General features: G+C 65.9%; 19 protein-coding genes. 9 read left to right on the plus strand and 10 right to left on the minus strand.

The window, feature by feature from the left end:
• The first annotated feature begins 53 nt into the window (after positions 1-53).
• On the plus strand, positions 54-3,554 hold the full coding sequence (locus J2Y63_RS14065; RefSeq protein WP_435266596.1) for a hybrid sensor histidine kinase/response regulator: 3,501 nt from the start codon (positions 54-56) through the stop codon (positions 3,552-3,554).
• A gap of 2 nt (positions 3,555-3,556) precedes the next feature.
• Here the strand turns inward: J2Y63_RS14065 and J2Y63_RS14070 are convergent, their stop codons facing one another.
• Both J2Y63_RS14070 and J2Y63_RS14075 read right to left on the minus strand, forming a co-directional pair.
• A complete protein-coding gene (locus J2Y63_RS14070; protein ID WP_256117925.1) occupies positions 3,557-4,210 on the minus strand; it encodes a response regulator in 654 nt (217 codons plus the stop codon).
• An 81-nt stretch (positions 4,211-4,291) separates the two neighbouring features.
• Positions 4,292-4,720 carry a hypothetical protein gene (locus J2Y63_RS14075; protein WP_435266597.1) on the minus strand — a complete coding sequence of 143 codons (429 nt, stop codon included), beginning with the start codon at positions 4,718-4,720 and terminating at the stop codon, positions 4,292-4,294.
• 108 nt (positions 4,721-4,828) lie between these two features.
• Here J2Y63_RS14075 and J2Y63_RS14080 point away from each other — a divergent pair, with 108 nt between their 5' ends.
• The 3 genes from J2Y63_RS14080 (at position 4,829) to J2Y63_RS14090 (ending at position 6,702) form a co-directional block, all read left to right on the plus strand.
• A complete protein-coding gene (locus J2Y63_RS14080) occupies positions 4,829-5,176 on the plus strand; it encodes a DUF952 domain-containing protein (RefSeq protein WP_435266598.1) in 348 nt (115 codons plus the stop codon).
• Complete coding sequence (locus J2Y63_RS14085) at positions 5,176-6,261, plus strand: quinone-dependent dihydroorotate dehydrogenase (protein WP_435266599.1); 1,086 nt, start codon at positions 5,176-5,178, stop codon at positions 6,259-6,261. Before J2Y63_RS14080 ends, J2Y63_RS14085 begins: the two co-directional genes overlap by 1 nt.
• Before the next feature lie 138 nt (positions 6,262-6,399).
• A complete protein-coding gene (locus J2Y63_RS14090) occupies positions 6,400-6,702 on the plus strand; it encodes a DUF2934 domain-containing protein (protein ID WP_435266600.1) in 303 nt (100 codons plus the stop codon).
• A 134-nt stretch (positions 6,703-6,836) separates the two neighbouring features.
• Here J2Y63_RS14090 and J2Y63_RS14095 read toward each other — a convergent pair whose 3' ends face one another.
• Genes J2Y63_RS14095 through J2Y63_RS14105 form a run of 3 tightly spaced genes read right to left on the minus strand, consistent with a single transcriptional unit; the run spans position 6,837 to position 8,967 of the window.
• Entirely contained in the window at positions 6,837-8,183 is a 1,347-nt protein-coding gene (locus J2Y63_RS14095; protein ID WP_435266601.1) for an MATE family efflux transporter, read from the minus strand.
• A gap of 26 nt (positions 8,184-8,209) precedes the next feature.
• A complete protein-coding gene (locus J2Y63_RS14100; RefSeq protein WP_435266602.1) occupies positions 8,210-8,698 on the minus strand; it encodes a CAP domain-containing protein in 489 nt (162 codons plus the stop codon).
• A 2-nt stretch (positions 8,699-8,700) separates the two neighbouring features.
• Positions 8,701-8,967, minus strand: a complete 267-nt coding sequence (locus tag J2Y63_RS14105; protein ID WP_256117942.1) for a DUF6460 domain-containing protein — start codon at positions 8,965-8,967, stop codon at positions 8,701-8,703.
• A gap of 146 nt (positions 8,968-9,113) precedes the next feature.
• Here J2Y63_RS14105 and J2Y63_RS14110 point away from each other — a divergent pair, with 146 nt between their 5' ends.
• The 4 genes from J2Y63_RS14110 to pdeM all read left to right on the plus strand — a co-directional run bounded on the left by J2Y63_RS14110 (position 9,114) and on the right by pdeM (position 14,084).
• Positions 9,114-10,055: a methyltransferase domain-containing protein gene (locus tag J2Y63_RS14110; RefSeq protein ID WP_435266603.1), complete on the plus strand. Its 942-nt coding sequence runs from the start codon at positions 9,114-9,116 to the stop codon at positions 10,053-10,055.
• 55 nt (positions 10,056-10,110) lie between these two features.
• Positions 10,111-10,746, plus strand: coding sequence for a YitT family protein (locus tag J2Y63_RS14115; protein WP_435266604.1), 636 nt, complete (start codon positions 10,111-10,113; stop codon positions 10,744-10,746).
• Positions 10,747-10,821: 75 nt separating this feature from the next.
• A complete protein-coding gene (locus J2Y63_RS14120; RefSeq protein ID WP_435266936.1) occupies positions 10,822-13,344 on the plus strand; it encodes a ligase-associated DNA damage response DEXH box helicase in 2,523 nt (840 codons plus the stop codon).
• 14 nt (positions 13,345-13,358) lie between these two features.
• On the plus strand, positions 13,359-14,084 hold the full coding sequence (pdeM, locus tag J2Y63_RS14125) for a ligase-associated DNA damage response endonuclease PdeM (RefSeq protein ID WP_435266605.1): 726 nt from the start codon (positions 13,359-13,361) through the stop codon (positions 14,082-14,084).
• Here the strand turns inward: pdeM and J2Y63_RS14130 are convergent.
• Both J2Y63_RS14130 and J2Y63_RS14135 read right to left on the minus strand, forming a co-directional pair.
• Positions 14,081-15,292 carry a PQQ-dependent sugar dehydrogenase gene (locus J2Y63_RS14130; protein ID WP_435266606.1) on the minus strand — a complete coding sequence of 404 codons (1,212 nt, stop codon included), beginning with the start codon at positions 15,290-15,292 and terminating at the stop codon, positions 14,081-14,083. The two genes, pdeM and J2Y63_RS14130, sit on opposite strands and share 4 nt — an antisense overlap.
• 127 nt (positions 15,293-15,419) lie before the next feature.
• Complete coding sequence (locus J2Y63_RS14135; protein ID WP_435266607.1) at positions 15,420-15,974, minus strand: dihydrofolate reductase family protein; 555 nt, start codon at positions 15,972-15,974, stop codon at positions 15,420-15,422.
• Between the two features lie 114 nt (positions 15,975-16,088).
• Here J2Y63_RS14135 and J2Y63_RS14140 point away from each other — a divergent pair, with 114 nt between their 5' ends.
• Positions 16,089-16,595 carry a winged helix-turn-helix transcriptional regulator gene (locus J2Y63_RS14140; protein ID WP_435266608.1) on the plus strand — a complete coding sequence of 169 codons (507 nt, stop codon included), beginning with the start codon at positions 16,089-16,091 and terminating at the stop codon, positions 16,593-16,595.
• On the opposite strand, the gene J2Y63_RS14145 is transcribed toward J2Y63_RS14140, so the two are convergent.
• The 3 genes from J2Y63_RS14145 to J2Y63_RS14155 form a co-directional block, all read right to left on the minus strand.
• A complete protein-coding gene (locus tag J2Y63_RS14145) occupies positions 16,596-17,390 on the minus strand; it encodes a TIGR02186 family protein (protein ID WP_435266609.1) in 795 nt (264 codons plus the stop codon). It abuts the gene before it with no gap.
• Positions 17,387-18,313, minus strand: a complete 927-nt coding sequence (locus tag J2Y63_RS14150) for a sulfite exporter TauE/SafE family protein (protein WP_256117953.1) — start codon at positions 18,311-18,313, stop codon at positions 17,387-17,389. The genes J2Y63_RS14145 and J2Y63_RS14150 overlap by 4 nt, the downstream gene beginning before the upstream one ends.
• Positions 18,314-18,734: 421 nt before the next feature.
• A complete protein-coding gene (locus J2Y63_RS14155; protein WP_435266610.1) occupies positions 18,735-22,676 on the minus strand; it encodes a peptidoglycan-binding protein in 3,942 nt (1,313 codons plus the stop codon).
• Between the last annotated feature and the right edge of the window lie 260 nt (positions 22,677-22,936).

The raw sequence follows: 22,936 nt of genomic DNA on the forward strand, positions 1-22,936 counted from the left end.
GGCATCTTTGGCCTATTCTGCGCGAAGAAGGCCGAAGGACTGCGGGAGGAAGCATGCCGGGCTCGCTGATATTCGCCTTGGCGCTCGCCTATCTGCTGCTGCTCTTCGCGGTCGCAAGTTACGGCGACCGCAAGGCCAAGCGCTCCGGCCGTACATCCAAGGGCCGGCCGCTGGTCTATGCGCTGAGCCTGGCGATCTACTGCACGTCCTGGACCTATTTCGGCGGCGTCGGCCTCGCGACCACGCACGGCCTGGAATTCGCCGGCATCTATATCGGCCCGATCCTGATGTTCACGCTCGGCATGCCGCTGGTGCGCCGCATCGTGACGCTGGCGAAATCCGAGCGCCTCACCTCGATCGCCGATTTCGTCGCCGCCCGCTACGGCAAGAATCCGGGTGTTGCCGCCGTCGTCGCGCTGATCTCGCTGATCGGCTACATTCCCTATATCGCGCTCCAGCTGAAGGCGGTGTCGAGCTCCGTCTCGGCCATGGTCGATACGACAGGCTTCGGCATCGCGTCCTCAGGCGGCCTCGTCGACCTGCCGCTGGTCGTGACGCTCTTCCTCGCCTGCTTCGCCATCGTCTTCGGCACGCGCCACACCGACGCGACCGAGCACCAGGACGGCCTGATCCTCGCCATCTCGATGGAATCGCTGGTGAAGCTCGTCGCCATCGCCTCGATCGGCATCTACGTCATCTATTTCATGTTCGACGGGCCGGGCGACCTCTGGCAACAGGCATCGCAAAACGAGCGCGTCATGCAGTCGCTGAGCTACGAGACGCCGGTCGCCCGCTGGATCCTGCTGATCGTGCTGTCGGCCTTCGCCATCGTCATGCTGCCGCGCCAGTTCCACGTCACCGTGGTGGAGAACCGCACGGCGGGCGAATTGCGCATGGCGGGCATCCTCTTCCCGCTCTATCTCGTTGCCATCAATCTCTTCGTGCTGCCGGTGGCGATCGGCGGCGTTTTGACCTTCAACGGCACGGGCGACGGCGACCTCTATGTGCTGACGCTGCCCATCGCGCTCGACCAGCCGGTGCTGACGCTGGTCGCCTTCATCGGCGGCTTTTCCGCCGCCACCGCCATGGTCATCGTCGCCTCGGTGGCGCTTTCCATCATGGTGTCGAACGACATCGTCATCCCGGTGGTGCTGCGCCGCAACCTCATCGGCGGCGTCGAGCAACAGGACGACCTGTCGCGCATGCTGCTGCGCATCCGGCGGCTCGCGATCTTCTTCGTGCTGCTGCTTGGCTATGCCTATTACCGGGCGGCGACCGCCAATGCCGGCCTCGCCTCGATGGGCCTGCTCGCCTTTGCCGCCATATCGCAGGTGGCGCCGACGCTCCTCGGCGGCCTGTTCTGGCGCAATGCCAATGCGCGTGGCGCCATGGCCGGCATGATCTCCGGCCTCGTCGTCTGGGCCTATCTGCTGTTCCTGCCGAGCATCGGCGTGGCGGACAATGCCTATGTCGCCGAAACGGTGCTCGGTTTCCTCTTCCCGGGCTCCACCATCTTCACCGGCGACAATGCCGATCCACTGGTCAACGCGACGCTGGTCGCGATGATGGTCAATATCGGTGCTTATGTGGTCGGCTCGCTGACGCGCAACCCGACCTCGCTGGAGCGGCTCCAGGCCGCCACCTTCATCCCCTCCAAGCCCCGCCTCGAACGCGCCTTCCGCGGCCGCCGCACCAAGGTGACGGTGAAGGACCTCAAGACGACGATCGCCAAATATCTCGGCGAGGAGCGCATGCAGCGCTCGTTCCACACCTATGAACGCCAGGTCGGCCGGTGGCTGGAGGACAATGCGCCGGCGGACGCCGCGATCGTGCACTTCTCCGAACAGTTGCTCGGCAGCGCCATCGGCTCGTCGTCCGCGCGCCTCGTGCTGTCCCTCGTGCTCCAGCGCATCGACGACACGCCGACGGATACGGACTGGCTGCTCGACCAGGCGAGCGAGGCGCTGCAATATAACCAGGACATGCTGCAGACAGCACTCGGCCAGATGGACCAGGGCATCGCCGTCTTCGACAGCGCCGGCAACCTCACGGTCTGGAACCGCCGCTTCCGCCAGTTGCTCGACCTGCCGGAATATGTCGGCCAGGTCGGCTTTCCGCTGGCCGATATCGTCGACATCCTCGTGGAGCGCGGCGATATCGCGGAGGCCGACCGCGAGGCAGCGGTGACGCGCACCATGATCTATGACGAGCCCTTCGCGCTGGTGCTTTCGGGCGGCGAGCGCATCATCGAAGTGCGCACCAACGCCATGCCGGAAAAGGGCTTCGTCTCCACCTATACCGACATCACCGACCGGGTGGCGGCCGACCGCGCGTTGAAACAGGTCAACGAGACGCTGGAACAGCGCGTCGTCCAGCGCACCGCCGAACTGACCCGCGTCAACACCGAGCTTGCCGAAGCCCGCGCCGCCGCGGAAGAGGCGAATATCAGCAAGACGCGCTTCTTCGCCGCCGCCGGTCACGACATCCTCCAGCCGCTCAATGCCGCGCGCCTCTATTCCTCCTCCCTCGTCGAGCGGCTCGGCGAGACGGAAAACCGGGAAATGATCCACAACATCGATTCCTCGCTGGAATCGGTGGAGGCCATTCTGGGCGCGGTGCTCGACATTTCGCGCCTCGATACCGGCGCGATGAAGCCGCGCGTGCAGACGGTTCCCCTCAAGGATTTGCTCAAGCGCATCGAGACCGATTTTGCGCCGATGGCGCGGGCGAAGAACCTGAAATTCACCGTGCTGCCCTCGTCGCTCGCCATCCGCACGGACCCGAACCTGCTGCGCCGCGTCGTGCAGAACCTCGTTTCGAACGCCATCAAATACACCAATTCCGGCAAGGTGCTGGTCGGCGTGCGGCGCAAGGGCGGGCAGGCCTTTATCCAGGTGCTCGATTCCGGCATCGGCATTCCCGCCTCGAAATTCCGCACGGTCTTCAAGGAGTTCGCCCGCCTCGACGAGGGTGCGCGCACCGCGCCGGGCCTGGGCCTCGGTCTATCCATCGTCGATCGCATCTCGCGCGTGCTCTCCCACCCCGTCGAGCTGCAATCGACGCCGGGGCGCGGCACCAGCTTCAAGGTGCGCGTACCGGTCGATGCCGCCGCAAGCCGCCCTGTCGCCGACAAGCCGGCGATCGTGCCGGCGAGCGACGAGCCGCTCCGGGGCCTACGCGTGCTGTGCATCGACAACGAGCCGAAGATCCTCGACGGCATGCGGCTCCTGCTCTCCGGTTGGGGCTGCGCGGTGACGCTGGCCGAATCGGTGGCGGCGGTCGAGGCGCTGGTGGCGGCCGGGCCGCCCGCCGTGGATGCCGTCATTGCCGACTATCACCTCGACGATGGCACGGGGATTGCCGCGATCGCCACGCTACGGCGCGCGGCGGCACGCGAAGTGCCGGCACTGCTCGTCACGGCAGACCGCACGCCGGATGTGCGCGCCGAAGCGGAACGCGACAATATCCTCGTGCAGAACAAACCCGTGCGCCCCGCCTCGATGCGGGCCTGGCTGACGCAGTTTTCCGCGCTGGAACGGGCCGCCGCAGAGTAAGGTTAGGCAGCCGCCTGCGCGCTGCCGATCTTGCCGAGCTGGATGACGGCCTGGGTGCGGCTGTCGACGTTGAGCTTCAACAGGATCGCCGAGACATGCGCCTTGATGGTCGCCTCGGAGACGCCGAGCTCGTAGGCAATCTGCTTGTTGAGCAGGCCTTCGGCGAGCATCGCGAGCACGCGCGACTGCTGGGGCGTGAGCGTGCGCAGGCGCGCGATGAGATCGGCCACCTCGCTGTCCTGCTCCGGCCCGCGCACATAGCCGCCCGGCGTGTAGATATTGCCGTCGAGCACCGAGCCGATGCCCTCGCGGATATCCTCGATGGAGGCGGATTTGGAGATGAAGCCGGAGGCGCCGAGATCGAGCGCGCGGCGGATCGTCGCCGGATCGTCGCTTGCCGAGACCACCACGACCGGCAGGCTCTGGAATTCGGCGCGAAGCGAGATCAGGCCGGAAAGGCCGCTGACGCCGGGCATGGCGAGGTCGAGCAGCAGCAGGTCGGCGTTCGGATTGGCCGTGGCCGCCTGTCGCGCCGCCTCGAAATCGCCCGCCTCGACGATATCCGGATTGCCCGCCATTCCGGTGAGCGCCTGTTTCAAGGCGCCGCGGAACAGCGGATGGTCATCCGCGATGATGATCGTGAGTGCCGATGCCATGCGCTCCCTCCCCAGAGTACAAAGACCAGTATGGACCTCGCGACGGATGCGGCACGGTCTTCGCCGGCTAAGGATGCTCCGTCAGGTCTTTTCGGGGATCACGTCCGTCCCGGGGGCGGTTTCCTCCTCGCCGTCCTCCAGGTTTTTCACGATGCCCATGAACCTTTGCATCATCTTTTCCATGATGCTCATGGTCCGGTCAATCTCTTCATCCGTGGGTAGTGACGGTTTTACGGCCGTTTGCCCGGTTGCGCCGCCTTTTTCCAACGCTTCGACGCGCTTGGTCAGGAGGTCCAGTTCCTTCTCGAAGGCGGCGCGCTCGTCAGCCGCCATGCGGCAGACGATCTGGCCGTCCTGCTCCCGGCACAGCGAAACCTCGCCCGACACCGTATCGAGGCGCACGAAGCCGCTGTCGGTCTTGTCCATGCGATAGCGGCCTTCGCCCTCGGCCTGGGCGGAGCCCGCCAGGAGGACAGCGACGAAGACGAGGGGCAGAGAGCGAATTCGCATGCAAAATCCTCCAAGGACCGGTTCCCGGGCGTGTCGCCGGTGGACATTCGCCGTTCTTTGCGGCAAGCGCTACCGTTGAGAACGGCAGGCAAGGGAGAAACGGGCGAGATGGCCAAAACAATCTACAAGATCGTTCCGGCAAGTCTGTGGCAAAAAGCAAAGGCAGCCGGGATTTTCGAGGGCGCCGCGATCGACCTTACCGACGGCTTCATCCATTTCTCCACCAGCGCCCAGGCGATCGAGACCGCCGCCCGCCATTTCGCCGGCCAGAGCGATCTCCTGCTGGTCGCCGTCGATGGCGACGCCCTCGGCGAAAAGCTGGTCTACGAGACCTCGCGCGGCGGCGATCTCTTCCCCCATCTCTACGCCGCCCTGCCGCTTGACGCCGTGCTTTGGGAAAAGCCCCTGCCGCTCGGTCCCGATGGCGCCCACCAGTTTCCGGAGATGAATGCGTGATGTCGCTGCTTTCGACGCTCGGCCGCAAGGGCCTCTTCCTGTTCGATCCCGAAACCGCGCATGGCATGTCGATCGCCGCGCTGAAGACCGGCATCGTGCCGGCCTGCCCGGCGAAGACCGATCCGCGTCTCGCGCAGACCATCGCCGGCCTCACCTTCCCCAACCCGCTCGGCATGGCCGCCGGCTACGACAAGAACGCCGACGTGCCGGAAGCGCTGCTGCGCCTCGGCTTCGGCTTCACGGAAATCGGCACGGTGACGCCGCGCGCGCAGGAGGGCAACCCGAAGCCGCGCATCTTCCGCCTTGTCGAGGACGACGCCGTCATCAACCGCCTCGGTTTCAACAATGCCGGCCATGCCGCCGCGCTTGAGCGCCTGAAGGCCTGCCGGCGCGATGCGCTGATCGGCGTCAATATCGGCGCCAACAAGGACAGCGCCGACCGGGTCGCGGACTATGTCGCGGGCATCCGCACCTTCTACGACGTCGCGCGTTATTTCACCGCCAACATCTCCTCGCCCAACACGCCGGGCCTGCGCGATCTCCAGGCGAAGGATAGCCTTCACGCCCTGCTTTCCGCCGTGCTTTCCGCCCGTGCGGAGGAAGCGGCGCGCAGCGGGCGCCAAGTGCCGGTCTTCCTGAAGATCGCGCCGGATTTGACGGAAGAGGGCCTCGACGACATCGCCGAGGTGGCGCTCGCCCATCCGCTTGACGGCCTCATCGTCTCCAACACGACGCTGTCGCGCGCAGGTCTGCGCGATACGCGCCAGGCCGGTGAGGCGGGCGGGCTTTCCGGCAAGCCGCTCTTCGAGAAATCGACCACCGTGCTCGCCAAGATGCGCCGGCGCGTCGGCGAGACGCTGCCGCTCATCGGCGTCGGCGGTGTCTCATCCGCCGAGACGGCGGCGGAGAAGATCCGCGCCGGCGCGAACCTCGTCCAGCTCTATTCCTGCATGGTCTATGCCGGTCCGGGGCTGGCCGGCGAGATCGTCGGCGGGCTCTCGCGCATTTGTGATCGCGAGCAGATCGCCTCGATTTCCGCGCTTCGTGGAACCCGTGTCACCCATTGGGCCGACCGGCCCCTCTGAGCGCCACAACGGAACCAAACTCGTCCGACAGGGTTTCTCTCCTGCGGGTGGAGTGCGCGGCAGAAGCCGATAACGATCGACGGTAGCCTGCACCGATCCCGCCCAATAACGGCCAAAAAGGCAGGAAGGGACAAGACCATGGACGATCACAACGAAAGGATCCGGCAAAGGGCCCACGAAATTTGGGAAGAAGAAGGTCGCCCGGAAGGCCGCGAATATTCGCACTGGCTGCGCGCCCGGGCGGACGTGAACGAGGCGGAGACCTCAGGGGCGGAGCGGGCCAGCAAGGCCGATATCGCGCAGAGCACGCTTCCTCCCGGCACCGTGCCGGAAAATCCCACGGCGGAAAATCCCGAACGCATCGTGCGGCTGACGCCGGTGCCTGCGAAAAAGCCGCTTGATGTCCGGGACATCGACACCCAGCTCGACCAGCCATTCTGACGATCGAGCGCCCGGGCCGGGGTTGCGCTCCGGCCCGACGAGCCGGAGCATTTCCAGCCGAAGCGGCATCGCTTCGGCGTCGGATAATGCGGCAAAACAAAAACCGGCAGCATTTCCGGTCAACCGGGAATGCTTCAGGCGAATTGTCGGCTGGCCAGCACCGGCAGCCGCAAGGCCAGGAAAATCCCGCGAAATGCCAGAAACAGATTGAGCGACAGCCAGAGGCCGTGATTGCCGAGGAGCGGCACGAAGACGGCGAGCGCCAGCAGATAACCGGCAAAGGCCGCCAGCATCATGTTGCGCATGGCCGATGACCAGGTGGCGCCGATGAATACCCCGTCCATCTGGAAGGCGAGCGCGCCGGTGATCGCCGTCAGCGCCGCCCAGGGCAGGTAGGCTGCCGCCTCCGTCCGCACGCTTTCCGTCGTGGTGAGCAGGCCGATCACATCCGCCCCGAAGACGAGGAACAGCGCCGTGGTGAAGGCGCCGAGGCCGAAGGACCAGAGCATGGTCAGCTTCACCGCGCGATCGAAGGCTGGCCGGAAATTCGCGCCGAACGCGCGACCCACAAGCTGTTCGGCCGCATTGGCGATGCCGTCGAGATAATAGCCGGCGACGAGGAAGATGTTCATCAGCACCGCATTGGCGGCGAGCACGAGCGGGCCGAAGGACGAGCCGATGCGCGTCATGATGGCGAAGGCACCGATCAGCACGAAGGTGCGGATCATGATATCGCGGTTCAACGAGAACAGCGCCTTCCGCCGCGCGCGGGCGAAAATTTCCGCACGCGTCGGACGGTTCGCCCGGTCGAAGCGCGAGACGACGATGAGGAGGCCGGCCAGCATGCCGATGGTTTCGCCGGCGAAGGTTGCCCAGGCGATGCCGGCAATGCCCCAGCCGAGCCCGAGGCCCAGCGTGATCGACAGCACGATGTTGATGCCGTTGATGATCGCCTGCAGCAGCAGCGCCGTCGTGCCCTGCCCGCGGCCGAGCACGAAGCCGAGCAGCGCGTAATTGGCAAGTGCCATGGGTGCGGAGAGCACGCGGATCGTGAAATAGGTCGTGGTCACCGCGGCAACGCCCGTACCGGGCGCCATCAGGAAAAGGCCGGCGGAGAGCAGCAGCGGCGACAGCAGCGCGATCGCCAGCCCGCAACAGAGCGCGATCGTCAGCGAGCGCCAGTAGACCGCCTGCTCCTCGCGCCGGTCGCCGCGGCCGAAGGCTTGTGCGACCAGCCCCGTCGTGGAGGCGCGCAGAAAATTAAAGCTGCCGAGGAGGAGATCGAAAATCACCGCGCCGACGGCCATTCCGGCCAGCGCATCCGCTGAGCCCAACCGGCCGGCCACGGCCGTGCCGGTAAGCCCGATCAGCGGCGTCGTCAGGAAGCCGAGCGTCATGGGAATGGCGATCGCCAGCACGAGCCGGTGCGTCACCTCGAAGGGACCGGCCTCGCCGTTTTCGCCTGCTGCCGTCGCATTCATGGTCCCGCCCCGCTCTCGGCTTCAGTTCAGCTCGACAGCACCATGGCCCAATAGGGCCGGTTGCCGGTTGCGGGATTGGAGACGACCGCGACGCCGAGGCCGCGATAGCCGGCGCCCAACATGTTTTCGAGATGTTTCGGCGAGCGATACCAGGCGTCGAACGCATCTGCGGCGCTGTCCTGCCCGGCGGCGATGTTTTCAGCCGCCGGCAGGGCGACTTCCATGCCCTTCATCCGCTTCAGGAAATTCGCGCCGAAGCCGATATTGTGCTCCATCTTGCCGGCGGCCGCCATGCGGCTTGCCTGGTCCATCGCGGCACGGCTCGCCGCCTTGTCGATGGCGAGCGCCGGCAGGCCGCGCTCGGCTCGAAGCTTGTTGATCAGGGCGAGCGAGGGCGGCGTCTGGTCGCTGCCGGTGCCGGCGGATGGCGTCAGCACGCTGGTGGTGGAACAGCCCGCGGCAAGTGCTGCGACGGCCGCCACGGAGGCGGCAAGAAGGGTGCGTCGGGAAACCATGGTCAGCGGCGATAGCTCAGCATGCGGATGAGGATGAAGACCGGCACGACGATGACGGCGCCGAGCAGCAGGTAATCACCGATGCGGCCGAGCGCCTTGAAGCCGGTGTTCCACAGGTCGACCACGAAATCGCGGGCGGCAAAGAGGATGTCGTCCGGGTAGAGCCCGAAGACCGACATCAGGAAGCCCACGGCCACCGACAGGATCAGGAGCTTGATAAACACGCGCAGCGGTGTGTCGCCGAGAAACCCGTTCACGCCATTGGACATGGGCTGATTCTCCAAAATTCGTTCGCTTCCAGATAAGCTGTCAACGGTCCCGCGGCAAGCAAGCGGCCTGCCTTCGAGAATTCGCTTGCCTTTTGCCGCGGCCCTGCCATGTAGCTCCGCCAGTTTCCCCGTTTCCACAGGCCCAGATGACGAGCCCGCATTTCTCCTCCGGCGATCTCATCGCCGACCGTCGCGCCGACTATGCCCGCATGTTCGCGGAATCGGGCGAGTTCGCGGAGGCGCAGGAACTCATGGAACAGGCGCTCGAGCAGGTGCCGATGTGGGCCGCCGGCTGGTTCCGGCTCGCCGAATATGCGGAAAAATCGGGCCGGAAGGAGGCGGCGACGGCCGCGCTGGAAAAAGTCCTGGCCCTCGACCCCACCGACATTTTCGGCGCCGGCCTGAAACTCGCCGTGCTCGGCGCCGCGACCGCGCCTGCAGCACCCCCGAGCCCCTATGTCGCGCGCCTCTTCGACGACTATGCCGACCGCTTCGACACGGCGCTGGTCGAGCGGCTGGAATACACGGTGCCGCGCACGCTCGCCCGGCTCGTGCGTCAGTATGAGGGCGATGAGGCGCAGTTCGGCCTCGTCTGCGATATCGGCTGCGGCACCGGCCTGTTCGGCGTGGAAATCCGCGGCCATGCCGGCCGGCTGGAAGGCTTCGACCTTTCCGCCGGCATGCTGGCCAAGGCAGCGGAGAAGGCCGTCTACGACCATCTGGCACAGGCCGACCTGTCGCGGCCGGCGGGCGACAGCGGCCTCTTTGCCGATGCGCCGGAAGCCCGCGCCGACCTCGTCAGCGCCGCGGATGTGCTGATGTATCTCGGCGATCTCGCTGAGGTGTTTGCGAGCGCCGCGCAACTTGCAAAGCCCGGCGGCCTTTTCGCCTTTTCCGTGGAGGATGGCGGCGAGGGAGACGCGCCGCTGCTGCGCCCGTCGCTGCGCTATGCCCATCCGGAAGCCTTCATCCGGCGGCGGATGGCGGAGAACGGTTTCGACCTTCTCGCCCTCGAAAAGAGCGTGATCCGGCAGGATGCCGGCCAGCCGGTGCATGGCCTGCTCTTCCTGGCGCGCCGGCAGGCATAGGCTTGCGCCGGCAGCGCTGCGCTATACAACAGCAAAAGACCATCGGAGATCAGGCATGGACGTGGACAAACGGCGTTTCGGCTTCTGGAACCCCACCCCTACCCGCCATACGCCGCTGGAAGATGCGCAGGGCCTGTTTGCGAGCAGCATGATCGCGGCGCTTGGCCTCGCGCTGATGAGCAGCGCCGGGCTGGTGGCCAGCGGCACCGCCGGCGTCGCCTTCATCCTGCACTACCTCACCGGCTACAGTTTCGGCCTGTTCTATACTGTCGTGAACATCCCCTTCTACGTGCTGGCGCTCAAACGCCTCGGCTGGGCCTTCACGATCAAGACCATCATCGCCGTCTCGCTCACCTCTTTGATCACCGAGCTGCAACCGCATTTCGTGCGCATCGAGAGCATCGATCCGATGTGGACGGCGGTGCTGGCCGGCATCCTGCTCGGCTTCGGCTTGCTCGGCCTCTACCGCCACCGCGCCAGCCTCGGCGGCGTCGGCGTGCTGGCGGTCTACCTGCAGGAACGTTTCGGCATCCGCGCCGGCCTCGTGCAGCTCGCCTTCGATCTTTTCGTGCTGGTCGCCGCCTTCCTGGTCGCCCCGCCCTTCATCGTGCTCTGCTCGGTCGTCGGCGCCGTGGTGCTCAACCTGTTCCTCACCGTCAACCACCGCGCCGACCGCTATATTGCCATGTGATCCTATTTTTCGCGGGGCGCGGCTTCACATTCGATGGGCCGTCACTAGCTTAAACGCGTGAACAGCTTCGATTCTATCTCTGGCGAAACCGCCACCGGCCTTGCCGTCCTGCCAAAACCCTTCGCCGACTGGTTCGCGGCCAAGGGCTGGCAACCGCGCGCGCACCAGATGGAACTGCTCGCCCGCGCCACGGCCGGCGAAAGCCTGCTTCTCATCGCGCCGACCGGTGCCGGCAAGACGCTCGCGGGTTTTCTTCCCGCGCTGACCGATCTCACGCGCCGTGGAAAAATCCCACCCGGCTCCGCCTTCACCGGCATCCACACGCTCTACATTTCGCCACTGAAAGCGCTCGCCGTCGATATCGAGCGCAACCTGATGAAGCCGGTCTCCGAGATGGGCCTGCCGATCCTGATCGAGACGCGCACCGGCGACACGCCGCAGGCCAAGCGCCAGCGCCAGCGGCTGAACCCGCCCGATATCCTGCTGACGACGCCCGAGCAGGTGGCGCTGCTGATCGCCAACGGCGAGGCGGAACGCTTCTTCAAGGACCTGAAATATGTGATCTTCGACGAGTTGCATTCGCTCGTCACTTCCAAGCGCGGCCACCTGCTGTCGCTCGGCCTCGCGCGGCTGCGCCGTCTTGCACCCGGGCTTCGCACCATTGGGCTTTCGGCCACCGTGGCCGAGCCGATGGACCTGCGCCGCTGGCTGGTCGAGCAGGCGCCGGACGCGGAAATGCATGCCGGGCTCGTCACGGCTCCGGGTGGGGCGAAGCCGATCATCACCATCCTGAAGAGCGAGGAGCGGGTGCCGTGGTCCGGCCATTCGGCGAAATATGCCATGCCGGAGGTCTATGAGGCCATCAAGGCGCACCAGACGTCGCTGCTTTTCGTCAATACGCGCAGCCAGGCAGAAATCCTCTTCCAGGCGCTTTGGAACATCAACGAGGATACGCTGCCGATCGCGCTGCATCACGGCTCGCTCGATGTCGGCCAGCGCCGCCGGGTGGAGGCGGCCATGGCGGAGAACCGGCTACGCGCCGTCGTCGCCACCTCGACGCTCGATCTCGGCATCGACTGGGGCGACGTCGATCTCGTCATCCATGTCGGTGCGCCGAAGGGCGCCTCACGGCTGGCCCAGCGCATCGGCCGCGCCAACCACCGCATGGACGAGCCGAGCCGCGCGATCCTGGTGCCCGCCAACCGCTTCGAGGTGATGGAGTGCCAGGCGGCGCTCGACGCCAATTATCTCGGCGCGCAGGATACGCCGCCGGTCGGGCAAGGCGCGCTCGACGTGCTCGCCCAGCACGTGCTCGGCATGGCCTGCGCCGCGCCCTTCGACGAGGACGCGCTGTTTGCCGAAGTCACCTCCGCCTCGCCCTATAACAAGCTCTCACGGGAAAAATTCGGCCGCATCGTGCAGTTCGTCGCGACCGGCGGTTATGCGCTGAAGACCTATGAGCGCTACGCCCGCATCCGCAAGACGGCGGACGGGCTCTGGCGTGTGTCCAACCCTGGGATCGCCCAGCAATATCGCCTGAACCTCGGCACGATCGTCGAAATGCCGATGCTGAACGTGCGCATGGTCAAACGCGGCGCAAAGGGCGTGGTCGGCCGCGGCGGCGCGTCGCTCGGCAAGGTGGAAGAGTATTTCCTGGAAATGCTGGCGCCCGGGGATACGTTCCTGTTCTCCGGCAAGGTGCTGCGCTTCGAAGGCATCCGCGAGAACGAATGTCTCGTCTCCCAGGCCTTCTCGCTCGATGCGAAGGTGCCCGCCTATGCGGGCGGCAAGTTCCCGCTCTCCACCTATCTCGCCGATCAGGTGCGCGGCATGCTGGACGATCCGCAGCGCTGGGGCGCGCTTCCCGACCAGGTGCGCGACTGGCTGGCGCTGCAACGGGATGTATCCACCCTGCCGAAACGCGACGAGCTTTTGATCGAGACCTTTCCGCGCGGCAGCCGGCACTACATGGTCGCCTATCCTTTCGAGGGACGGCTGGCGCACCAGACGCTCGGCATGCTTTTGACCCGCCGGCTGGAGCGCGCCGGCCGGCGACCGCTCGGCTTCGTCGCCACCGACTATTCGCTTGCCATCTGGGCGCTCGATGATCTCGGCTATACGTTTGCCGTCGAACGGCCGTCGCTTTCAAGCCTGTTCGACGAGGACATGCTGGGTGACGACCTGGAGGCCTGGCTCGATGAAAGCTTCATGCTGAAGCGCACCTTCCGCAATTGCGCCGTGATTGCCGGTCTTATCGAGCAGCGCCATCCGGGCAAGGAAAAGACCGGGCGGCAGGTCACCGTTTCCGCCGACCTGATCTATGACGTGCTGCGCAGCCACGAGCCGGACCACATCCTGCTGGAAGCCACGCGCAACGATGCGGCGGCGGGGCTTTTGGATATTCAGCGATTGGGCGATATGCTGGTGCGAATCAAGGGCCACATCACCCACCGCCGGCTCGACCGCATTTCGCCGCTCGCCGTGCCGATCATGCTCGAAATCGGCAAGGAACTGGTGGCGGGCGAGGCGCAGGATTCACTGCTGGCGGAAGCGGCGGAGGACCTGATCGCCGAGGCGATGGGCGAGACACAGATCTAGGGATTGAAGACCGCATGCAGAGGCTCGCTCTGGCATCGATGGAGATACAGGATTTCGGTGCCATCTCGGCCCGCACCGTCGTTGCCGGCGTGGAAGCCGTGTGCGATCCGCTCGGCGCGCTCTACCTGCCGGAAACCCGCCTGCTCGTCGTCTCCGACCTGCATCTCGAAAAGGGTGCCGCCTTCGCGCGCCGCGGCATGCTGCTGCCGCCCTACGATACGCTGGCGACGCTGAAGGTGCTGGAAGCCGTGATCACCCGGCACGATCCGGCGATCGTCGTCAGCCTTGGCGACAATTTTCACGATCGCGTCGGCTCCTCCCACCTGCCGGAGATGTTCCGCACGAAGATAACGGAGCTCGCGCGCGGGCGCGACTGGATCTGGATCAACGGCAACCATGATCCGGACGGCACCGTGGACCTGCCTGGCCAGTCGGCCGACGAACTGCATTATGCCGGCCTCGCCTTCCGCCACGAACCGTCGCTGCTTTCGCCGGCCGGCGAGATCGCCGGGCACCTGCACCCCGCCGCCACCGTCGTCCGCCGCGACAAGGCGGTGCGCCGCCCGTGTTTCGCGACTGACGGCAAACGGATGCTGATGCCCGCCTTCGGCATCATGACGGGCGGCCTCGATCTGCGCCACAAGGCGATGACCGGTCTCTTCGACCGGCCAAGCCTCGTCGCCCACATGCTCGGCCGCGACCGCATCTATTCGGTACGCTTTGCCAACCTGATCGGCTAGCTCGCCTTCACCAGCCGGATGATCGTAGATTCGCCGCCGCGCTGCTCGGTGATCGCGAAGACCGTGCCGTCGGGTCCGACCTTGACGTCGCGGATGCGGGCGTCGAGGGCCACGCGCTCCTCGTTGCGCACCCTGTCGCCATCCATGTGCAGCACGACGAGACCCTGGCTGACGAGGCCGCCTATGAGGAAGGCGCCCTTCCATTCCGGAATGGCATCGCCATCGTAGAAGGCCATGCCGGAGGGGCCGATCACCGGATCCCAGTAATAGACCGGCTGCTCGGTGCCTTGCAGCGTGGTGATGCCCTCGCCGACCGGGCCGCCGCTATATTCGATGCCGTAGGTCACCCTGGGCCAGCCGTAGTTCTTGCCCGCTTCCGGGCGGTTCAGCTCGTCGCCCCCCTTCGGCCCGTGCTCGACGGTCCAGAGACGGCCTTGGCCATCCAGCGCGGCGGATTGCAGGTTGCGGTGGCCGTAGCTCCAGATTTCCGGCAGTGCGCCGTCCGTGCCGACGAAAGGATTGTCGGAGAGCGCCTTGCCTTCCGCATCGATGCGGAAAACCTTGCCGAAACCCTTGTCGAGATCCTGCGCGCCGACGCGGGTCTCGCGGTCCGAGCGTTCGCCGACCGTCACATAAAGCTGGCCTTCCGGCCCGAAGGCGAGCCGCGAGCCAAAATGCTTGTCGCCGTCATAGGTCGGCATCTGCTGGAAGATGAGCTTCACGTCCTTGAGCGCGAGCTTGCCGTCCTCCTCGGTCAGCTCAGCCGAGGCGACCGACGTGCCGTTGCCGCCGTCGCGCGGTTCGGAGAAGGAGAAATAGATGCGGTTGGAGCTTTCGAAATCCGGCGCCAGCGCCACGTCGAGCAGGCCGCCCTGCCCTTCCGACATCACCGCCGGCACGCCCTCGATCGGCGGGCTCGCCTCGCCATTCTCCTGCGAGACGACGTGCATGGCGCCTTCCTTCGTCGTCACCAGGATGCGGCCGTCCGGCAGAAATTCCATCGCCCAGAGTTGCGGCAGGCCTTCCGCCACGACATCGACGCTGATCTGCGGCACCGCGGCGGGGAGGGCCGCGCGGGTCTGGTTCTCGAAGGCCGGCTTCTGGTCCGGCGCGTTGGCCTCCTCGGTCTCCGCCGTCTGGGCGAAGGCCGGGGCGGAAAGGAGGGTTACGGCGAGCATGGTTCCGGCAAGAAGAGAGGTCGTGCGCATGGCTGTTTCCCTTGGGTTCGATCGCAACGAGACGGCGGATCGCGCATCCGCAATCCGCCCTTAATCTCCGAAGGGGTCGGCACCATGATTTGTTTCAACACATGTCTTCAAGAAATGGTTATCGGCTTCAGGCTGCGGTCGGCGCATAGCGCGTCAGGATCGCGCCGTTGGAAAGTGGCTTGGCCTCGATCAGGTTGAAGTCGCGCCGCCCGCCCTGCTTGAAGAAGGGCGTGCCCTTGCCGAGCTGCACCGGCACGATCGCCAGCATAACCTCGTCGACGAGCCCGGCCGCAAGGAGCGCGTTCACCAGGTCTGCGCTGCCGAAGACGTAGATGGTCTTGTCGAGCGCCTGCTTGCGCCGGGCGACCTCGCCGACGATGTCGGCCGTCACCTCGGTGTTGTTCCAGTCGGAGGCCGTGATGGTGCGCGAGGCAACGAGCTTCGGCAGCGCGTTCATATAGTTTTTCACCTCGGCCTCGCCCTCCGCCGTCGTCCAGTAGGCCTTCATGCCCTCATAGGTCACGCGGCCGAAGACGAGCAGGCCGGCGCTCTCGCCGAATTCGCTGCTGAGCTTTTCCAGTTCCGGCCCCCAGGCCCTGTTGTGGAAGTCGAGGTCCCATTTCTTCTCGCCCTCGAAGAAGCCGTCGAGCGTCACGAGATTCCAGACGATTACCTTTGCCATCTTTCCGTCCTCCCTTGCGGCATGAGCCGCGTGAAACTTAACCAGTTGCGATTTGCAACTGGTTGATGGATAGCGAAACTGATTGTACTATGCAAGCAGTTTTTGGAGAATCGCATGAAAGATGCCCGCCGCTCGGGTTGCCCGATCAACCTGACGCTTGAAATCCTGGGCGACCGCTGGAGCCTGATCGTGCTGCGCGACATGATGTTCGGCAACCGCCGCCACTTTCGCGAATTGCTGACGAAATCCGACGAAGGCATCGCCTCCAACATCCTGGCGGACCGGCTGCGCCGGCTCGTCGAGGAGGGCCTGATCAGCAAGGCGGACGATCCGAGCCACAAGCAGAAATCGCTCTACAGCCTCACCGAGATGGGCATCGCGCTGGTGCCGGTCTTCGCCATGATGGGCGCCTGGGGCCGGCGCTTCCTGCCGGTGACGGAAGAATTGTCGATCCGCGCGGAACTGCTGGAAGACGGTGGTCCCGCGCTATGGGACGATTTCATGGAAGAATTGCGCGCCATCCATCTCGGCGCACCGCGCCCGGCCCGCTCGGTTTTCGGCGAGCTTCAGGCCGCCTATGAGGCGACCGTGGCACGGCGGCTGGCCACAGCCGCCTGCTGATCAATCCTTGCGGAAGACGACGCTTGCCAGCCAGCCCGTGATGAGAGCGAGGAAAACGGAGAAGGCACCGTAGGCGAGCGAATTGTTATAGGCGGCATTCGAGATCATCTGCTCGATGCCGGTCTTCATCACGCGCAGCGGCAGCGCCTTCTCGGCGATGAAGACGCCGTCGCGGAAAAGGTGGGCGCGCACGACATGGGTGCCGTTCGGCACGCTTGCCGGCAGCTTCACCGTCGCCTTGAACAGGCTCGCGCTGATGAACTGCACGCCGCCCGGATCACGCTGGTAGAAGCCGCCGCTCTCCTTGAGCCTGCGGAAGGCCTCGCGGAATTCGGTGATGTTGCTGCCGTCGCCGAGGAAGCCGACCGGCGAAAGGCGGATATGCTGGATCCCGACGCCCACGCCGTTCAGCATCGCGGGCTCGGCGATCGTCTCGACGTCCCGCGTGCTCGACAGCGAATAGGATTCCGGCACCAGCTCGAAGGTCATCGAGCGGCGGTTGACCCAGATGCCGAAGATGCGCTCCTTGATGCGCACCGTGTTGTTGTCCTTCGGCCCTTCCAGCGCCACGACGATATCGTATTTGCGCTGGGTAAGCAGCGCCGGGTCGTAGCCTTCGATGGCGCCGAAGATCGTGAGGTCGGCGCCGCGGAAATCCGAGGAGATCGCGATCTCGTCGGTCGAAATGCCGATTTCCAGCTTTTCCGGAAATTCCACCGGCGGGTCTTCCAGCACCTGGGCTGCGGCCGGAAAGGTAAGGCCGAGGGCGAAGAGAAGGACGAGGAGCGCTCTCATCGATAGACCCCCTCGCTGACGACGGAATAGATATCGGCGGGCGTGGCGACCAGATCGACCGCAAGGCGGGCGCCAACGGCGAGAACCAGCAGCGCCAGCAGGGCGCGCAGCTGTTCGCCGCGCAGCTTCTGGCCGACGCGCACGCCATATTGCGCGCCGATCACGCCCGCCACCATCAGGATGAACGCCAGTACGATATCGACGGAATAGTTCGTCGTCGCCTGCACGATGGTCGTGTAGGCCGTGACGAAGATGATCTGGAACAGCGAGGTGCCGACGACGACGTTTGTCGGGATGCGCAGCAGGTAGATCATGGCCGGCACCATGATGAAGCCGCCGCCGACACCCATGATGGAGGTGAGGATGCCGATGCCGAAGCCGAGGCCTATGACCGGAATGACGCTCAGATAGATCTTCGACTTCTTGAAGCGCATCTTCAGCGGCAGGCGATGCACCCAGCTATGCTGACCGGGCCGGCGCAGCGAGACGGGCTGGTTGTTCGCCGCGCGGCGCAGCGCCCGGATGCTTTCGAGCAGCATCAGCGTGCCGACGGTGCCGAGAAGAACCACGTAGAGCAGCGAGATGACGAGATCGAGCTGGCCGATGCTGCGCAGGATCGAGAAGACCCATATGCCCGCGGTGGCGCCCGCAAGACCGCCGACCAGCAGCACCGAGCCGAGCTTCACATCCAGCGTGCCGCGCCTAAAATGCGAGAGCGCACCTGAAATCGAGGAGGCGACGACCTGGTTGGCGCCGGTCGCGACGGCGACGATCGGGGGGATGTTGTAGAAGATGAGGAGCGGCGTGATCAGAAAGCCGCCGCCGACGCCGAACATGCCGGACAGGAAGCCGACGGCCGCACCCATGCCGAGAATGATGAAGATGTTCACCGAGAGCTCTGCGATGGGCAGATAGACAGTCACAACGATACCCCGATCGGCAATATTTTTCCCGCACGCGCGGATTTATCCAGCAGTCGCTTCACCTGTTCTGCCCGCCGCCGAGTTTCCTCGTCCGGCCAAGCTGCGGATGCACGGAAACGCCGCGCCGCGGGAAGGGAGGCCCCCTCCATCGGCCGGTCGCACCTTGCATCACACAAGGATCGGTCACGTTGCCGTCCTCCATGATAAGACGTCTCAGCGACGCGTATCATCTTGGAGCGACACGTAATTTTTCTACTGCATAATTCCTGAAATCAGGGCCGATTTAAGGATGAGACGTGCAGCGCATACAAAATGCCACAGCGACCTTTGCGTATCATTAACGACACGCGGTGCTGTGGTGGGTGTCATGCCCGCAGGTTAGGTTAAAGCCGGAGAACGAGGTTCTCCGGCGATCGGCCGATCAGCTCGGCTGCTTGTTGCGCTTCAGCAACTCCGTCACCAGCGCGTCGTCGATCTCGCCGGTTTCCTTCTGGCCGACGGACTTCTGGAAGGCCTTGATGGCGGCGACGGTCTTCTTGCCCATCTCGCCATCCGGCGCGCCGGCCTTGAAGCCGTTGTTGTTGAGGATCGCCTGGATGTTGCGGATCGCCTTCTTCATGTCGACGCTGGCGGTCTTGGTCGGCTTGCCGACCCATTCATCCGGCAGGTCGGCCGAGTTGGTCTTCTCGTCCAGCGGCTGCGGCTTCCACAGTTCCATCTTGGCCTTGGCACTCGAAAGCTGCTCGGGACGCATGGCGTTCGCCACCTCGTCGCGCTTCTGCGCCGCATCGTTGTCGCCGTCGCGGGCGGCGATGGCGAACCACTTGTAGGATTCTTCCAGGTCCTGCTTCACGCCGTTGCCGCGCGCATAGAGGATCGCCAGGTTGAACTGGCTGTCGCGAACGCCGAGCTCGGATGCCTTCTGGAACCACTTTGCCGCACCGTCGAAGTCCGGCTGCGCCGTGCCCATGCCGGTGGCGAGCAGGACGGCGAGGTTGTGCATGGCGCTCGCATTGCCCTTGTTGGCAGCGATTTCGTAGAGTTCGCGGGCACGCGCGAGGTCACGCTCGACGCCCTGGCCCTTTTCATAGAGGTTGGCGAGGCGGTATTCGGCCGGCGCGAAACCGCGGGCGGCGGCAAGCTCGTACCATCGGGCGGCTTCCGCCAGATCCGTCGCGACGCCGCGGCCTTCCGTGTAGCGAGCACCGATCTCGAACAGCGCCAGCGCGTCGCCTTCGGTCGCAGCCTTGGAAAGCGAGGCCGGGGTGATGGCTTCCGGAACGACGATCGCCGCCGTCTGGGTCTGGTCCAGCGGCGCTGTCTCAGTTGCAGCGCTCGTGTCCTTTTCTTCCGCAAGCGGCTCGGCTTCCGGTGTCGTGACCGGCTCGAAGCCTGCGGTGGCTGCGTCGTCGGTCGTGGCCGGAGCGGTCAGGGCGTCGGAGCCCGTCGCGGAGGTCTCCGTCGAAGGCGATTCGATGACCAGGTCGTTGTCCGTGCCGGCAAGGCCGCGCTCCTCGGCATCCTCGACGGGGGCGGGATCGGTCACGGCGGCGTCGCCCGTGGGCTCCGTCACGGCACTGTCGCCGGTGGGCTCCGTTACGGTCTCTTCACCGGCAACCGGTGCGGCGGCGGTGTTCGCCGTCACGGCCTCGCCCGTGCCCGTCACCGTGTCGACCGGTGCGGCTTCATTCGTGTTGATCGCCGTCTGCTCGACGACGACCGGGGCCTCGTCGCCGGTCACCAGCGTGCTGACCAGCGGATAGGACATGATCACCAGCAGAATGGCGCCGACGGCAAGCAGGATCGGCCGGCGATGGCGCGACAGCGCGGAGGCAGGCGCATCGGCCTTGGCAACCTTGTCCGATTTCTTGGCCGGAGCGACGCGGGAGATCGTGTCGGCTTCCTCGGCTGCGACCTTCGCGGCGCGGCGGGCGGCGGCGATCTGCGCGGCCACCCGGTCGCCCTCGCCGGCCGTTGCCGTGCGATTGCCCGAGGCCTGGCCGGCGCGCACGCGCTCCAGAATGCGGCGGACGTCCGGCACGCCGGAGCCGGGCTCCAGGAGCTGGTTCGCCTCTTCCGGTGCGAGTTCATCAGTGGGGTCGATCGAGGGCGTCGGGTCGATCTGGCGACGCTCGACGACGGGTGCAACCTCCTTGCGGCCCGGCTTGAAGCGGCGCTTCAGCCCGGCCAGCAGGCCGACCTTCTTCTGGGCTTCCGCCGGCTGCTCGACAGCAAGGGCCACGGTCTCTTCCGCGATCGCCTCGACAGGCTCCGGCCGCTCGGGAACCGGAATGGTCTCGACCTCGATCTCGGCGAAGCGGGATTCTTCCTCGCGCGGCTCCGCGACTTCGGCCCTGCGGGTCTCGCCGGCGCCGAAGCCGTCATCGTCAAAAGGGTAGTCGTTACCATACTGGCTGGAGGCGCGCTCGTTGCCGCGGTCCATGTCCATGGCCATGGCAGGCATTTCGGCGCGCGGCATCGGGCTCTCGCGGCGGCCGAAATTTTCGCGCGGGGCGTCGAGCTGTTCCAGGCGGCCGGCGATCTGCACCAGCGTGTCGTGCAGGGCGTCGAAGGTGCGCGCCGTGCGCTCCTCGCTGGAGCGGGTCAGCTCTTCGAGCACGCGCAGGTCGTCGGCAAGGGCGGCGATCGCTTCCATATCGGTCGACGCGGCCGCAGCCGGGCCGGCATGGCGATAGGCTTCCATCACGGCTTCCGCCGCCTGGCGGGCCGCCTCGACGATATATTCGTCGTTGGTCGCCATGTAGTCCTCGATCGTCGCGAGGCGGTTCTCGACCTCGACGGGCACGACGGCGGTCGATGGCGTGCTGATCAGCGTGGAGAGATGGGCGATCTGGGCTTCCAGGCCGCGCAGCGCCTCATGGTCGCCGACGGGCGCCGTGCGGGTCGCATCCAGCCGGTCGGCGATTGCCGAAAGACGGCCCTCGATATGGTTGAAGCGGTCTTCCTGGAACGGGCTGCCGACGGGCGCGTCGAGGCCGTCGATGCGGCGGGCGAGTGCGTCCAGGCGCTCGGCCAGCTCGCCGGTGACGCTGCCCTGGTCGAGCGCGTCGATCTTGCGGGAAATGTCGGAGAGGTAATAGGCGAGCTCTTCGTTGTCCTGGGTCTGGGCGGGTGCGGCCTGCTGGCTCTGCTCCAGCATCAGCGAAAGCTGCTCGATGCGCTCTTCCAGGCGAAGGGCTGCGCGCTCGTTCGACATTTCCTCGATGCGGCTCGCCAGCGCTTCGATGCGCAGGCCGAGCCCCTGCTCCGGCGCCACCGGGGCCGGGCGGCGAGCGATCATGTCGAGCTGGCCGGCGAGATCGGCGATGCGGCCTTCGAGGCGCTGCATCATCGGATTGTCGGTGACGGATGCCTGCTGCATGCGGCCGGCGGCGGCAATCGCCCGGCTGATCTCGTCGAGGCGCGTATCCAGTCCCTCGAACTGCGAGGTGACGGCGGAGACGAAACGGCCGTCGTCCGGCTGGGACTGGCGGGCCAGCATGTCGATCGCGCGGGCGATCGTCTCCAGCTTGCCTTCCAGCGCATGGATGGCCGGCGTGGCGCTGAGGCCGCCGATCTGGGTCTTCAGCTCGTCAAGCCGGTAGGCAAGCGCCACCAGCTCGTCGTCCCGCGTCTGGTCGAAAATGGTCAGCTTCTGCTCGACGCCGCTCCAGCGGTCTTCCATGCGGCGCACGGAATCCTCGCGGGCGAGGCCGTCGAGCACGGAGCGCAGCTCGTCGAACTCGACGCGCAACCCGTCGGTCTGGCCCGACTGGCGGCCGAGCTGGTTGATGCCGGTGGAAAGGCGCAGCAGCTCTTCGCGCACGTCGTCATTGCCATTGCGGCCTTCGGCCACCTGGCGGATGCCGCGGATTTCCGAGCGCAGCGACTGCATCTCGCGCTCCAGCCCGTCGGCAATGTCCTTCTTCAGGTCCTGGCGCAGCGAAACGAGCGCCTTGGCGATGTCCTCGACAGAGCCTTCCGCGCGCGCCGGTGCGGCGGCAGCGGCATAACCGGCGCTGGAGGTGCCATAGGCGGTGTGCGCCTGCTGGGCGGCGGCATAATGATCGCTGGAAACGGGGCGGCGCTCCATGCGGGGGACGACACGCTCGCGCGTGCCTTCGATGGCGCGCTGGCGCTGCATGATCTCGGAGACCGGATCGTCGCGCAGGGGAATGTTGCGCGCCGGCTCGTAGCGGGCGGTTTCGCCGCGCGGCGCGAGCCGCTCGTCCGTCCGCCCACGCGCCTCGCGGCCGTTCGCCATCAGGCCCTCGATACGGGCTTCCAGCCCCTCGATGGTGCGATTGAGCGCATCGAGCGAGGATCTTTCGCCGTGACGTTGCGGGTTTCGCGATCCGTTCATCTTTCGCCTCGCTTTGGCGGCCATCCAGCCTGCCGGGAGATACCCTAGAAGGCACTGCCGCCCCGGCTGCGCCCTTTTATTTCCACTCCGGAACGGGCCTTCGCCCGCCGCCGTCAGCCGTCGGAAACAGTATCGTCCCTGTCTATCCCCGGCCTGCCGCCCGGAATGCACAGAGGGAAACGAATTGATTCCCGATCCCACGCCCTCAAGCGCCACAATTCACGAAACGTGGTAAACAAGGGGTTAATCACCGCGGAAAT

The sequence above is a fragment of the Shinella sp. BE166 genome, from assembly GCF_051201095.1.
Lineage (GTDB): Bacteria > Pseudomonadota > Alphaproteobacteria > Rhizobiales > Rhizobiaceae > Shinella > Shinella lacus.